This window comes from Nocardia sp. alder85J (genome assembly GCF_020176955.2).
GTDB lineage: Bacteria > Actinomycetota > Actinomycetes > Mycobacteriales > Mycobacteriaceae > Nocardia.
The window spans coordinates 264,700-279,528 of the sequence record NZ_JAIUCZ020000003.1 but is presented as its reverse complement, the minus strand read 5'-3'; the positions used below and the strand labels follow the sequence as shown (position 1 = coordinate 279,528).

Here is a 14,829-nt window from a genome sequence, read left to right as displayed (position 1 = left end):
GGGACGGGCCCGGGGCGGATACCCTGGGCCCGGTCCCGCCGTCGGGCGTGGGGGAGGAGTGGCATCGTGGCCGATGACGTGTGGCGTGCGCTGGGGCGGCGAGCCTGGACCGAGGCCGAATATCTGCGGTTGTGCGCGGGGGCGGGGCTGCTCGGGGTGCGGGCGGCGGGGGCCTATCCGGCGGCCGGGGCGGCGTTGGCGCGGTACGGGAATCTTGTTGCGGCGCTGACCTTTTCGGCTCGGCGATGGGGTGGCCGGGCGGCGCTGATCGATGAGCTGGGTGCGCTGGGTTATGCGGAGCTCGATGATCGGTCCACCCGGCTGGCCAACGAGTGGCGCAAGCGGGGGTTACGGGCCGGGGAACATGTGGCGCTGCTGGTTCGCAATCATCGCGGGTTGTTCGACGCGTTGTTCGCCGCCGCCAAGTGCGGGGCGCGAATCCTGTTGCTGAATCCGGATTTCGCGGGGGTGCGGCTGCCGGCGGCGGCGGTGCGGCCGGGGGTGGATCTGCTGGTCTACGACCAGGAGTTCGAGGGGGTGCTCGGCACGCTGAGCCCGCGGCGCGGGGCGTATCGCGCGTGGACCGATTCGCCGCATCTGCGCAGTCTCGAAACCCTCATCGCCGCAGGGTCTTCCGTGCCACCGCCACCGCCGGCCACGATCGCGGTGGTGGTGCTGCCCGACGGCGGGGTCGCGGGCGGGGCCGGGCCGTGGTCGTTGCGGCCGCTGGGGACGATGCTGAGCCGGGTGCCGTTGCGCACCCGCGAGGTGACGGAATGTCCTGTGCCGCTTTTCCATACGCTGGGTTTCACGATGGCGGTGCTGGCGTTCGGGCTGGGGTCGACGCTGGTGGTGCGGCGGCGGTTCGAGCCGCGGCGGGTGATCGACAGCGTCGCGCGGCATCGGGCGGGGGTGCTGGTCGCGGCGCCGGTGATGTTGTCGCGCATCGTCGAACTGGATCCACTGCTGTTCGCGGAGCGGGATCTGGGGGCGCTGCGGGTGGTGCTGGTCGGTGGGCCGCGGCTGGGGGCGGAATTGTGCCGCCGCGCGGCGCGGGTGTTCGGGCCGGTGGTGCATCACGTCTACGGGTCGGTGGCGGTCGGGTGCGCGACCGTCGCCACGCCCGCGGATCTGGACGCCGAACCCGGATGTGCGGGGCGGCCGGTGCTGGGGGCGGTGGTGAAGGTGCTCGACGAGGCCGGGGGCGAAGCGCCTCCCGGGGTCACCGGGCGCATCGTGGTGGGCAATGCGGTTCCGTTCACCGGCGGGCCGGGAGGTTTGCTCGCCACCGGTGACATCGGTCATTTCGACGCCGGCGGAAGGCTTTTCGTCGACGGCCGGGCCGCCGGTGCGAAGGCCGCGGGTGATCCCGTGGGATACGGGGATTCGCGCCGGTAGAATTCCTGCGGATCCTCCGGAAGGGACGTATTCGGGCTGTTCGGGTGCGATCGACCGAATCGGTGTCCGGGTGCTGGTGAGCCGAATATTCTGTTCCACGTCCTGCGGCGAAGAGGAAAGCGATGTCGGACAGCCCAGCCGGGGCGCACGCCCGGTTGTCGACGAAAATCGACGTTACCGTGCCACACCCGGCCCGGGTCTACGACTATTGGCTGGGTGGCCGCGACCACTACCCGCCCGATCGCGCTCTCGGTGACGCCATCGTCGCCGAGGTGCCCGATGTGATGGTCGCGGCGCGGGCCAATCGCGCATTCCTGGGGCGGGCGGTGCGGTGTCTGGTGCGGGAATACGGAATCACGCAGTTTCTCGACATCGGCACCGGAATTCCGACCGCGGGCAACACCCATGAGGTGGCGCAGCTGGTGGATCCGGCGGCCCGGGTGGTCTACGTGGACCACGATCCGATCGTGATGGTGCACGCGCGCGCCCTGATGAAGGGCACGCCGCAGGGGCGCACCGCCTTCATCCACGCGGATCTGCGTGACCCGCAATAGATTCTGACCGATCCGGCCTTCACCGGGAATCTGGACCGCGGCCGGCCGGTGGCGATCATGCTGGTCGCCATCATGATGTACATCCTGGACGCGGACGATCCGCAGGCGATCCTGGGAAGTCTGCTGGACGCGGTGCCGCCCGGCAGCGCGCTGGTGATCACCCATCTGACCGGTGACACCAATCTGCGTGGGGTGCTGCGCATCGTCGAACTGGGCAAGCGCGGCGGCCTGGCGCAGTGCGCGCGCAGCCGGGCACAGTTCGAGGAATTGTTCTGCGGCACCGAACTGTTGGCGCCGGGCATCGTGCCGGTCTCGGCCTGGCGGCCGGATCTGGCCGGGGACACCGCCGTCGACCTCGCGGGGGCGTCCGATTCCGCGCTGCTCTGGGCGGGCATCGGACGCAAGGGCTGACCCGGGTCCCACCCGGGGCGCGCCCGGATGGGACCCGTAATCGTGTGGGCTACTAGCAGTTACGCAGTTCCGGGCTCTGGTTCAGCAACTGGGCCCGGGTCGAGATGAAGGTGGAGTAGGTGTCGCCGCCGACGGACGCGAGCGGGAAGGCCGCGACCCGGTGACAGTTCTGGAAGGCGAGCTTGACGCCGAAATGGCGCTCCAGGCCACCACGAATGGCGTCGGAGGCCAGGGCGCGCAGCAACTGGCCGCGCGCCGTCTCGTCCGGTGGGGCGATCAGGTTGTCCGCGAATTCGGCCGTGCCCGTGTGCAGATCGGACACCACGCGGCTGACCACCTCGTAGGCGTAGGGCAGTGAGCTGCGGACGCAGTCGACGAACTCGTCGTCCGAGACCTCACCGCGTTCGGCACGTTCGAGCAGCGCGGATGGAACGTCCAGTGACATAACGCTCTCCTTGTGGGATGGCGGATGATGCCACTCGATTCTAAACGAAAAACGTTGTCAACAAGACTGGAACTTTCGTGAAAGTGCCGCTTCCAGAGCATCTTTCGTTTCGCGCGCCAGGCGGCCCACCAGCTCGGCGGCGGGTTCCCCGGTGATGAGCGAATGTGCCTGTCCGGACCACATGTTGATGTTCTCGGCATCGCCTGCGGTCCGGGCGGCCTGCCGCAACGGTCCGGTGGCGTAGTGGATCTCGGGGTAGGCCGAGGGTGCGTCGGGGTGGTCCAGGATGAAGCGGTTGCGCAGGCCGCGGGCTCGGCGGCCGGTGAACGCACGGGTCAGCATGGTCGGGGTGTCGAGCGCCAGCGCCTCGCGATGGGCTGCGACCGTACCCGCCTCGGGGCAGCGCAGGAAGGCGGTGCCCAGTTGGGCCGCCGCGGCGCCGGCGGCCAGGACCGCGGCGATGCCGGCGCCGGTCGCGATCCCGCCGGCGGCGACGATCGGCCGGGACACCGCGGCCGTGAGCAGTTGCAGCAGTGCGAGAGTGGTGAGTGGATCGCAGCCGTCGTCGGCGGGTGAATCGGTGAAGCCCGCGCGGTGGCCGCCGGCCTCGGCGCCCTGGGCGATCAGCACATCGGCGCCGGACTCGGCCGCCAGCCGGGCCTCGGCCACGCTGGTGACGGTGACCCACACTTCGGTGCCCGCGGCGTGCAGCCGCGCGATATCGGCGGCGACCGGGCAGCCGAAGGCGAAGGACGCCACCGGGATCGGCGTCTCGACCAGCGCGTTCAGTTTGGCGTCCCAGTCGTCGGTCGCGAATCGCGCGCTGCCGAGCGAGAATTCGCGGCCGAGTTCGCCGAGATACCGGGCGTAGCGGTCCGGCGGGGTGGGTGCGCCCGGCACGAAGAGATTGACGCCGAAGGGCGCGGCGGTCGCTGACCGGATGCGGGCGATGCGCCGTGACATCTCGGTCGCGTCGAGATAGCCGGCGGCGAGGAAACCGAGCCCGCCGGCCTCGGAAACGGCAACTGCCAGCTCCGGCGTGGACGGACCACCCGCCATCGGGGACAGCACGATCGGGACCCGCACATCATCGAGGATCATGCCCCCAGTGTTACTCGGGCGATTGCGGATTCGGGCAGCGCCGGGCCCGGTGATCTCGCCCTCACCTGGAGTTTGTGCAGAAGGTTGCGAAATGGTCACGACAGAGTACAGTTTCCATCACAGCGGATGCCGAATCGTTACCGAATCCGGAGTTTCGGATCTCGAGTTCCTGCTGAGGGATTCGGAGTCGGCAGCAGAGCAGACTGAAGTTTGACCGACGCTAGGACGAGCCTTGCCGCAGCACCGTGTTACCGCCAGTTCGGTATCTGTGAAGGAATTGTTGGAAGATCTGCGCGGCGAGAGTGCGGCGAGTCGGACCACGAGGCGTCGTCCCGAGCCTCGCTCGAGTGGACATGTGCGTTTGGCCGCGAGCGCCGCGATGGCGGCGGGCGCGCTGATCACCACCGCGCAGCTCGCGCAGGCCGCGCCGCTGTCCGGCTACGACGCCGACACCGTCGAGCCCGCGGCGTCGCAGCCCGCGGAGCCGGTGGCCCAGGTGGCCCAGGCCGCCCCGCAGGCGGCCGAGATCGCCGAGGCCGCAACCGATGTCACCACCGACGCGGCGCCGTTCGGCTTGCAGAACCTGCCGCCGGAAGTGGCCGGGCCACTGTCCCAGGCGGAGCAGGTGATCAAGAGCCTGCAACAGCAAGCGACCCCGGCTGCCACCGTGCGGCCGGTCGCGGGCGTGATGACCTCGGGGTACGGCGGCCGCTGGGGCGCCTTCCACTACGGGGTCGACTTCGCCGACTCGATCGGCACGCCCATCCATTCCGTCGAGAGCGGCACGGTGATCGACGCCGGGCCCGCCTCCGGATTCGGATTGTGGGTGCGGGTGCACCAGGACGACGGCACCACCGCCGTCTACGGGCACGTCAACGAAATCATGGCGCAGGTCGGTCAGCGGGTGAACGCGGGCGATGTGATCGCCACCGTCGGCAACCGCGGTGATTCCACCGGACCGCATCTGCACCTGGAGATCTGGGATCCCGACGGGACCCGGATCGACCCACAGCCGTACCTGGCGTCCAGGGGAGTCGTTCTCTCACAACAGCAATGGGGTCCCGGACAGGAATAGAACAATGGTGGGAATCGGAGTTGCCGTCCGTCAGCAGCACACTGTGATGACGCACGGCACGATGAATGTTACGAGTTTTCAGCAACTGTTCGAGCATGATTCCCCACACGGGCGCACCTATGCGGCGCTGGTGGCGCATCCGCGGTCGACACTCGCGGAACTGGCGGCCCATCTGGACCGTCCGTCCGGCGCCGTCGCGGCCTCGCTGGAGGCGTTGTGCGAGATGCAGGCGGTGGTGCGCATCGATACCAACGGCATTGCCGTCTGGGATGCGCACGCACCGGAGGTGTTGTCGGAGGCCGAGTCCCGGCGCCGGCAACAGGAGATCGCCCGGATGCACGCGGCCGCGGCCCGGCTGGGCGAGACCTTCCGTTCCGTGCGGCGGTCGTCGCGCGGTGCGGGTGCGACCGCCCCGATCTACGAGATCCGGGACATGGTGGCGGAATTCGAGGAGTTGCAGCAGTCCGCGCGCAGCGGCGTGCGGCTGGTGGAACGCGGCCCGTTCCTCTGCGAGGGCGAACGGGCAGAGCGGCTGTTCGAGCTGAAGTCCGCGCGGATCGCCGCGGGCGTCCGGTATCAGACGCTCTATCAGGACAACATCTATCAGGATCCGGATCGGCTGCGGTTCGCGCTGTCCACCAATTCGGCCGGGGCACAGGCCCGGACACTGCCGGATCCGCCGCTGAAGGTGCTGATCGCCGACGGCGAACGAGCGGCGCTGATGCTGCATCACGACGAGCGCCGCGGTGATCCGATCGGCATCCGGGTCGGCCCCTCGCCGATGCTGGACCTGCTGATCCACACCTTCGACGTGCTCTGGGCGATGGCCGCGCCGATCTCGGTGAATCCGAACGAGCCACTGGAGGAACGCGACCGTGCGATCCTCACGCTGATGGGGCTGGGTGCCACCGACGACACCATCGCCCGCCGGCTCGGCATGTCGCGGCGAACCGTGGTGCGGCGCACCGCGGCACTGCTGGAACGGCTGGGCGCCAGCACCAGATTCCAGGCCGGGGTGCAGGCCATGCGCCGGGGCTGGCTGTAAAGCCCGGACTTTCGGTTGCTGTACACCAGCGGGGAGTCTGGTGTGAAATAGATTTGTGCGAGATGTGGGTCGCTCCGGTCCGCCCACGGCGAGCCCGGCGATCCGGAGGACGGCCGGTGGCGCCGCGCTGTCGCGATGGCTCTACGACCTCGCCGACGGCGATCCCGACCGTCCCGCCGTGCTGGCGGCCGACGGTGTGCTCAGTTGCGCCGAACTTGCTTCCCGTGCATCCCGGCTGGCCCGACTGCTGATCGACCGGGGCTGCGGTCCCGGCATCGGCGTCGCGGTCCGGCTGGAGTACGGCGCCGAACCGGTGCCGGTGGTCTGGGCGGTACTGCTGGCCGGTGCGGCGGTGGTACCGGTGCCGCCGGGCGCACCGGCCGGGCCGTACGCCCGGGTGGGCATCACGATGGCTGTGGCCCCGGCCTGGCTGGCTCTCGACGATCCGGTGGTACGCGCCGAACTCGCCGTCCGCTCGGCCCGGCCGGTCACCCATGCCGTCCGCCGCGGCATCCTGCGCGGTACCGATCCCGCGGTCGTCGCGGCGGGGGCCTGCTGGAGTTTCGACGACCTGGCCGTCCGGGCCGGTCGGCTGGGCGCGGCGGCGCCGGACTGCGAATTGCGCTGGGCCGAACGCGACATCGCTGGTAGAGCGAGTGCGGTGGCCGCCATCGCGGCCGCCGCGAATTCCGGTTCGACCTTGGTCGTGATTTAGATCACCATGCCGTACCGTACTCGCGGTAACGCCTCGCAGGGCCGCCGACGATGGATGAGTCGAATGTCGCGGCAGGTTGGACACCGGTATGTGACAGCGGTTGGCCGGACGGGTACTGTCCGGACGGTCCGCTGGACGCATCGCGGCTTGTGGTGTGACGAGCAGATGCGAGGCGCCGATTCGTGCGCAACCCGTACCCTTGCTCGGTCCCCGCACGCCGACGTCCATGTGTCGGGCAGGGATTGGTTGGCTACTCACGATATCGGAGCGCTTGTGGACTGACGTATGGACTTCGGGGGTCGTCGGGAACTACGTACGTTGGTTGTTACTCGAACGGTCGGCCGGGAATTCCGGCACCGGCGCGGCGCGCCGCGGCGATCGTTCGATCAGGTCGAGAGGTGAAGCACACGGATGGAAACCGCCGGTCGTTCTGCTCGCGGAAGTCGTCGTCGCCGGTCGAGCGCTCCGCTGTTCGGGCAGCTGCTCACCGCCGCGGTCGAGTCCGCAGCCGATTCGGTGGCCGTCCGCTACGCCGATGCCGAATCCCCGGAGTCGGTGCGTGAGCTCACCTATCGGGAGCTGGACGAGGCGTCCTCGCAGCTGGCCCGGGAACTGATCGCCCGCGGCGTCGGCGCCGGGGACGTGGTGGCGATCGGCATCGCCCGGTCGCTGGAATCCGTGCTGGCGGTGTGGTCCATCGCCAAGACGGGTGCGGCGTACGTGCCGGTGGATCCGTCCTATCCGGCGGACCGGATCGCGCACATCGTGGCGGATTCCGGTGCGGTACTGGGCCTGACCACCGCGGCGCATCGGCCCGCGCTCGGCAACGGCCTGGCCTGGCTGGCCCTCGACGACGACGCCACCCGTGACATCGTGTCGGCCCGCCCGTCGCATCCGATCTCCTACACCGACCGCACCCGGCCGGTGACCGAACAGCATCCGGCCTATGTCATCTATACCTCCGGGTCCACCGGCCGCCCGAAGGGTGTCGTGGTCACCCACACCGGTCTCGGCGGACTGGTCGCCGCCGAACGCGAGCACTACGCGGTCGACGCCGATTCCCGCGTGCTGCACGTCTGTTCGCCGAACTTCGACGTCTCGGTGCTGGAACTGCTGCTGACCTTCTCCGCCGGCGCCACGCTGGTGGTCTCGCCGCCGTCGGTGTTCGGCGGCTTCGAGCTGGCGGATCTGCTGCGGCGGGAACGGGTCTCGCACATGCTGATCACTCCCGGCGCGCTGGAGTCGGTGGATCCGGCCGGGCTGCCCGAACTGCGGGTGGTCGTGGTCGCGGGCGACCGGTTCGGCCCGGAGCTGGTGGCCCGCTGGGCCCGGGACGGGCGGCTGTTCCACAACGGCTACGGCCCCACCGAGGCGACCATCCTGGCCACCTCCACCACGCCGCTGGCCGCGGGCACGCCGATCACCATCGGCACCGCGATCTCCGGGGTCGGCGCCTTCGTGCTGGACGGCCGGCTGCGACCGGTGCCCGCCGGGGTGGTCGGCGAGCTGTATCTGGCCGGACCGGCACTGGCACAGGGCTATCTGGGCCGGCCGGGACTGACCTCGGAACGCTTCGTCGCCGCGCCCTTCGAACCCGGCGCCCGCCTGTACCGCACCGGCGACCTGGTGCGCCGCAACGAATCCGACGGCACCATCGAATATCTGGGCCGCTCCGACTTCCAGGTCAAGATCCGCGGTTTCCGGATCGAGCTGGGCGAGATCGACAACGCCCTCACCGCGCATCCGGACATCGACTACGCCGTCACCCTCGGCCGGCAGCTGCCGTCGGGCGCCACCGCGCTGGTGGCCTATGTGCTGCCGCGCCCCGACGCACTGGTCGATGTCGCCGTGCTGGCCGATTTCCTGGCGGAATCGCTGCCCGCCTACATGATTCCGGCGTCGATCATGACGCTGGACGAGATCCCGCTGACCCCGGTCGGGAAGCTGGACCGGGCCCGGCTGCCGCAGCCGCAGTTCGCGGTGCGGGAGTTCCGGGCGCCCTCCACGCCGGTGGAGGAGATCGTCGCGGACGTGTTCGCGGCGCTGTTGCTGGGCGACGACGAGGCGCGGGTCGGCGCCGACGACGACTTCTTCGAACTCGGCGGCAATTCGCTGCTGGCCGCGCAGGCGGCGGCCCGCATCGGCGCCGCGCTGAACACCCGGGTGCCGGTGCAGACGCTGTTCGAGACGCCCACGGTGGCCGCGCTGGCCGAGCGGGTGGAGCGGCACGCGGGCGCCGCGGCCGGGCAACAGCTGCGGCCGATGCCGCGCCCGGAGCGCGTCCCACTGTCCTACGCGCAGCAGCGGATGTGGTTCCTCAACCGCTTCGATCCGGCGGGCGGGGTCAACAACATCCCGATCGCGGTGCGGCTGACCGGCCGGCTGGACCTGTCCGCGCTGCGGGCGGCGGTGCGGGATCTGGTGCAGCGGCACGAGGTGCTGCGCACCGTCTATCCGGACCTGGACGGTGACGGGTACCAGCTGGTGCTGCCGCTGTCGGATCCGCGGGCGGTGCCGGACCTGCCGGTGCTGGAGGGCGCCGACGCCGACCTGCCGGGCCTGATCGCGGCCGCGGTGACCGAGGGCTTCGACGTGACCACGGCCCCGCCGCTGCGGCTGCGGGCGATCCGGCTCGGCGAGGCCGACCACGTGCTGGTCTGCGTGGTGCACCACATCGCCGGCGACGGCTTCTCGATGGCCCCGCTGACCCGCGATCTGATGGCCGCCTATCTGGACCGGTTGCGCGGCGGCGCACCCGAATGGGCGCCGCCGCCGGTGCAGTACGCGGATTACGCGCTGTGGCAGCGCGAGACCCTGGGCGCCGAGGACGATCCGGAATCGCTGCTGGGCCAGCAGATCGCCTTCTGGCAGCGGACCCTGGCGGCATTGCCGGAACAACTGGACCTGCCGACCGACCGGGTGCGCCCGGCGGTGGCCTCCTACCGGGGCGCGACGGTCGACTTCGAGATCCCGGCCGATGTCCACACTGGGCTGAACAGGCTTGCGCACCAGCACAATTCGACGCTGTTCATGGTGCTGCACGCGGCGCTGGCGGTGCTGCTGGCGCGGTTGTCGGGCACCCGTGACATCGCCGTCGGCACCCCGGTCGCCGGGCGCGGCGACGCGGCGCTGGACAACCTGATCGGCATGTTCGTCAACACCCTGGTGCTGCGGACCGCGGTCGAGCCGGCGGTGAGTTTCGAGGGGCTGCTCACGCAGGTCCGCCGGGGCGACGTGGCGGCGTTCGGGCATGCGGACGTGCCGTTCGAGCGGCTGGTGGAACTGCTGGATCCGGTGCGTTCGGCGGCCAGGCATCCGCTGTTCCAGGTGATGCTGACCTTCCAGAACCTGACCGCTCCCCGGCTGGAACTGCCCGGTCTGGCGGTGTCGGCGGTGGATCTGGCGGTGCCGCTGGCCAAATTCGACCTGCAACTGGCGCTGGCCGAGCGTACCGACGAACGTGGCGGCGCGCGCGGGCTGGCGGCGGCGTTCACCTACGCCACCGATCTGTTCGACGGGGCCACGGTGGCCGATTTCGCCGAGCGGTTCGGCCGGCTGCTGGCCGCCGTGGTCGCCGATCCCGGTGCGGCCGTGGGCGATATCGACCTGCTCGCCCCGGGTGAGCGGGAACTGGTTCTGCACGAATGGAATTCGCCGGGTGTCAAGGTGCCGCCGGTGACGCTGGTCGACCTGATCTGCACCCAGGCCAAGCGCCGCCCGGCCGCGGTCGCGGTCCGCTACGGTGACACCACGGTCACCTTCGGTGAGTTGCAGCGCCGGGCCGACCGCATCGCGCGGGCCCTGATCGAGCGTGGCGTGGGCCCGGAATCGCTGGTGGCGGTGGCTGTTCCGCGCACCGAGCAGCTGCCCGCGGCGCTGCTGGGGGTGCTGGTCGCGGGTGCGGGCTACCTGCCGATCGACACCGCCTATCCGGCGCAGCGGCTGGAGTTCATGCTCGCCGACGCCGCGCCGGCCTGTGTGCTCACCACCGCCGAGGGCCGGGAGGCGTTGCCCGCCACCGATGTTCCCGTGCTGTTGCTGGAGGAGCTGGCCGACGACGCCGACGGCCCGGTGACCGACGCCGATCGGATCGCGCCGCTGCGCCCGGACAATCTGGCCTACGTCATCTACACCTCCGGTTCCACCGGTGTGCCCAAGGGTGTCGGGGTGACCCACCGCAACGTGCTGGAGTTGTTCGCGAACACCCAGTTGCGCTTCGATTTCGACGAGACCGACGTGTGGACGCTGTTCCACTCCTTCGCCTTCGACTTCTCGGTCTGGGAACTGTGGTGCGCGCTGGCCAACGGCGGCGCCGTGGTGGTGGTCGACTATCTGACCTCGCGGTCGCCGGAACTGTTCCGGGAGTTGCTGGTTCGCGAACAGGTGACGGTGCTGAACCAGACCCCGTCGGCGTTCTACCAGCTGGCCGAGGTGGATCGCGCGGCCTACTCCGTCGGTGACGCCGGATCGGTCACCGTCGCGGGCAAATTCGCGCTGCGCTACGTGATCTTCGGTGGCGAGGCGCTGGATCTGCGGCAGCTGCAACGCTGGTACGAACGGCACGGCGCCGACGCGCCGCAGCTGGTCAACATGTACGGCATCACCGAGACCACGGTGCACGTGTCGTTCCTGGCGCTGGACGAACTGCTGGCCGAACATCCCGCCAGCGTCATCGGCCGCGCGCTCCCCGGCCTGGACACCTATGTGCTCGACGATCGGATGCATCCGGCGCCGGTCGGCGTGGCCGGTGAACTGTATGTGGCGGGCGCGCAGCTGTCCCGCGGCTATCTGGGCCGCCCCGGACTGACCGCGACCCGGTTCGTGGCCAATCCCTTCGGTGCGCCCGGTGCGCGAATGTACCGCTCCGGGGACGTCGGCCGCTGGGCCGGATTCGGCGGCGAGGCGACCCTGGAATACGCCGGGCGCAGCGATCAGCAGGTGCAGTTGCGCGGCTTCCGGATCGAACTCGGTGAGGTCGAGGCCGCCCTGCTGGCCTGCACCGGGGTGAGTCAGGCGGTGGCCGTGGTCCGCGCCGACGAGCACGCCGGCGACCGGCTGGTGGGATATGTGGTGGGCGAGGCGAATTCGGCCCCGGACCAGGCGAGCGCCTCGGATCCGGCGGCGCCGCGCGCTCTCGACCCGGCGGCGCCGCGCGCTCTCGACCCGGCGGCGCTACGTGCGGCGGTGGGTGAATTCCTCACCGGCTACATGGTTCCCGATGTTGTGGTGGTGCTGGACGCGCTGCCGCTGACCCCGAACGGCAAGCTCGACCGCAAGGCGCTGCCCGCACCGGAATTCACCGGCGCGGCCGCCGGGTACCGGGCGCCGGGCACCCCGATCGAACAGGCCGTCGCCGATGTCTTCGCCGGGCTGCTGCGCGGTGTGGAGACCGGGCCCGGGGTCGGTCTCGACGACGATTTCTTCGCCCTCGGCGGCAATTCGCTGCTGGCCACCCGGGTGGTCGCCCGGATCAACGAGGCCCTGGACACGCGGCTGGCGGTGCGCGAACTGTTCGAGGCGTCGACGGTGGCGGCGCTGGCGGCGCGGATCGTGCCGGGCGCGGCCGCCGGTGCGGTGCGACCGAAACTCACCGCGATGCGCCGCCCCGCGGCCGCGGACCGGTCACGGATTCCGCTGTCGCTGGCGCAGCAGCGGATGTGGGTGATCAACCAGCTCGATCCGCAGTCGCCGGCCTACAACATCCCGCTGGCCATCCGGCTCACCGGCGCACTGGATGTGGCGGCCCTGCGGGCGGCGGTCGCCGATGTGGTCGAGCGGCACGAGGTGCTGCGCACCCGGTACCCGGCCGACGGTCCGGGCGGGCTGCCGTATCAGGAGATCCTGCCCGCCGCCGAGGTGGTCGCCGCCGGGCTGCCGGTGCAGACCGCCGCCGATCCGCTCGCCCGGATCGCGGAATCGATGGCGGCCGGATTCGACGTCACCGGCACGGTTCCGGTGCGGGCCACGCTGATCCGGCTCGACGACGCGGGCGCCGACCACGTGCTGGCGCTGGTGGTGCACCACATCGCCGGTGACGGCGCGTCCATGGCCCCGCTGGCCCGGGATCTGGTGACCGCCTACGTCGCCCGCGCGCGGGGCGGCGAACCCGGCTGGGCGCCACTGGAAGTGCAGTACGCCGATTTCGCGCTGTGGCAGCGGACCGTGATGGGCAGCGAGGACGACGAGAATTCGCTCGCCGCAAAGCAGTTGAGGTTCTGGCGGGACACCCTGGCCGGACTGTCCGGGGTTCCGGTGCTGCGCCCGGACCGGCCGCGCCCGGCGGTGCCGTCGATGCGCGGCGAGTCGTTCGGCTCACTGCTGCCCGCCGCAGTGCACGAGGGCCTGGTTCGCGTTGCCCGCGACCACAATTCGTCGTTGTTCATGGTCGTGCACGCGGCGCTGGCGGCGCTGCTGGCGCGGCAGTCGAACATTGCCGACATCACCGTCGGCACGCCGATCGCCGGGCGCGGCGAACGCGCGCTCGACGATCTGGTCGGCATGTTCGTCAACACGCTGACCCTGCGTACCCCGGTGCGCACCACCGACACCTTCGACGCGCTGGTCGAAACCGCCAGGGAGGCGGACCTTTCCGCGTTCGCGAACGCGGATCTGCCGTTCGAGCGGGTGGCCGAGGCGGTCGGCTCGGGTGCGCGCTCGGCCGGTGACAACCCGCTGTTCCAGGTGGTGCTGTCGTTCCAGAACACCGAGCAGCCCACCCTGGAACTGCCCGGCCTGACGATCGCGGCCCTGGATTCCGATGCGGTGGCGGCGAAGTTCGACGTGCAGGTGACCGTGGAGCCGCGGCACACCGCCGACGGCGCCCCGGACGAGCTGATCATCGTCTTCACCTACGCCGCCGACCTCTTCGAGGACGCGACGATGCGCACGCTGGCGCGGCGCTTCGAGCGCGTGCTGACCGCGGTCGCCGCCGATCCGCAGATCGTGCTCGGGGCGATCGAACTGCGCGACGACGACCAGGCCGGACCGGTCGCGGCCGAGCGGCCCGAGGCCGCCGGCAGCACGCTGGGCACCGCCCTGGCCCAGGCGCTCACCGCGGCGGTGGAGGACGATCCGGAGGCCCCGGCGGTGGCCGACGGCGACGACGCGGTCGGCTATCAGGAACTCGACGCGCGCTCCTCACGGCTGGCCCGGGTGCTCATCGGCCGCGGGGTCGGACCGGGCAGCGGGGTGCGGCTCGCGCTGCCCCGCAGTGCCGAGGCCGTCGTGGCGGTCTGGGCGGTGCTGAAGGCCGGCGCCGCCGTGGTGCCCGCGAGCGCGGCCACCCCGCCGGAACTGGAGATCCACGCCGGACTCACGCTCGCGGGGGCCCGCCCGCCCGGTGACGCCACTTCCTGGCTGGCGCTGGACGATCCGGCGGTACTGGCCGAGATCGCGGGTGAGTCCGCGCGCCCGGTCACCTATGCCAACCGGATCCGCGCGCTGCGCGGCGCCGACCCCGCCTACGCCACCGCCGAGCTGGTGTTCGGTTACGACGAGCTGGCAGGCGCGGTGGACCGGCTGCGCGCCCGCACCGAACTGACCTACGAATCCCGCACCTTCCGGTCCGGGCCCGCCGAATCCCCGGCGGCCCTGCTGGAACTGGTGGCGGCGGGTACCGCGGGCGCGGCGGTGGTGGTCGGCCCGGCCGAGCCGACCGGTGCGGCGCTGGCCGAGGAGTGGGTCACCCATCTGGTCACCGACGCCGCCGGGCTGGCGCGCCTGGAGGCGGAGCCGATGGCCGATCTGCTGGCGGTGGTGGTCGAACAGGGGCCCGCACCCGCGCAATTCGGGTCCGTCGAGACGATCCTCACGCTGGCGGAACTGCTGCCGGGAGCGGTCGGCGAGCGGTGATCGCACGGGAACCACGGCCGTGGGGTGACCAGCGGGGCGCCTATCGGACAATAATGGTCGCCAGTACCGGATCGGGTCCGCCCGGTCCGGGCATGTCAGCGCGGCGGTAACGCAGGTTGCCGTCGCGTGCGATGGATGCAGGTGGCGCTGCGAAGCGCAGGTACCGACGACAGGCAGGGTGAGATAGAGGTGGTTCGCGCGGTCGCACGGCGTTTCGTGGTTCGGGAAGTGGTG

At 70.9% G+C, this 14,829-nt stretch carries 7 protein-coding genes and 1 pseudogene; 6 read left to right on the top strand and 2 right to left on the bottom strand.

Going from position 1 to position 14,829, the window contains the following annotated elements; translation table 11 throughout:
- The first annotated feature begins 66 nt into the window (after positions 1 to 66).
- Positions 67 to 1,398: an AMP-binding protein gene (locus LBW94_RS12500; protein ID WP_225057705.1), complete on the top strand. Its 1,332-nt coding sequence runs from the start codon at positions 67 to 69 to the stop codon at positions 1,396 to 1,398.
- 122 nt (positions 1,399 to 1,520) lie between these two features.
- Positions 1,521 to 2,363: pseudogene (locus tag LBW94_RS12495) on the top strand (SAM-dependent methyltransferase).
- Between the two features lie 52 nt (positions 2,364 to 2,415).
- On the opposite strand, the gene LBW94_RS12490 reads toward LBW94_RS12495, so the two are convergent.
- The gene (locus LBW94_RS12490; protein WP_225057706.1) at positions 2,416 to 2,808 is read right to left on the bottom strand and encodes an SCO5389 family protein; all 393 of its coding nucleotides are present in this window, start codon (positions 2,806 to 2,808) and stop codon (positions 2,416 to 2,418) included.
- 57 nt (positions 2,809 to 2,865) lie between these two features.
- Positions 2,866 to 3,909 (bottom strand): nitronate monooxygenase, encoded by a 1,044-nt coding sequence (locus tag LBW94_RS12485; RefSeq protein WP_225057707.1) that lies wholly within the window; start codon positions 3,907 to 3,909, stop codon positions 2,866 to 2,868.
- Positions 3,910 to 4,264: 355 nt separating this feature from the next.
- Here LBW94_RS12485 and LBW94_RS12480 point away from each other — a divergent pair, with 355 nt between their 5' ends.
- The 4 genes from LBW94_RS12480 (at position 4,265) to LBW94_RS12465 (ending at position 14,595) form a co-directional block, all read left to right on the top strand.
- Positions 4,265 to 4,984, top strand: coding sequence for a M23 family metallopeptidase (locus LBW94_RS12480; RefSeq protein ID WP_416276875.1), 720 nt, complete (start codon positions 4,265 to 4,267; stop codon positions 4,982 to 4,984).
- A gap of 61 nt (positions 4,985 to 5,045) precedes the next feature.
- Positions 5,046 to 6,029 (top strand): helix-turn-helix transcriptional regulator, encoded by a 984-nt coding sequence (locus LBW94_RS12475; RefSeq protein WP_225057708.1) that lies wholly within the window; start codon positions 5,046 to 5,048, stop codon positions 6,027 to 6,029.
- Positions 6,030 to 6,084: 55 nt separating this feature from the next.
- The gene (locus LBW94_RS12470; RefSeq protein WP_225057709.1) at positions 6,085 to 6,744 is read left to right on the top strand and encodes an AMP-binding protein; all 660 of its coding nucleotides are present in this window, start codon (positions 6,085 to 6,087) and stop codon (positions 6,742 to 6,744) included.
- Positions 6,745 to 7,155: 411 nt separating this feature from the next.
- Positions 7,156 to 14,595 carry a non-ribosomal peptide synthetase gene (locus tag LBW94_RS12465; RefSeq protein ID WP_266270731.1) on the top strand — a complete coding sequence of 2,480 codons (7,440 nt, stop codon included), beginning with the start codon at positions 7,156 to 7,158 and terminating at the stop codon, positions 14,593 to 14,595.
- Positions 14,596 to 14,829 lie beyond the last annotated feature (234 nt).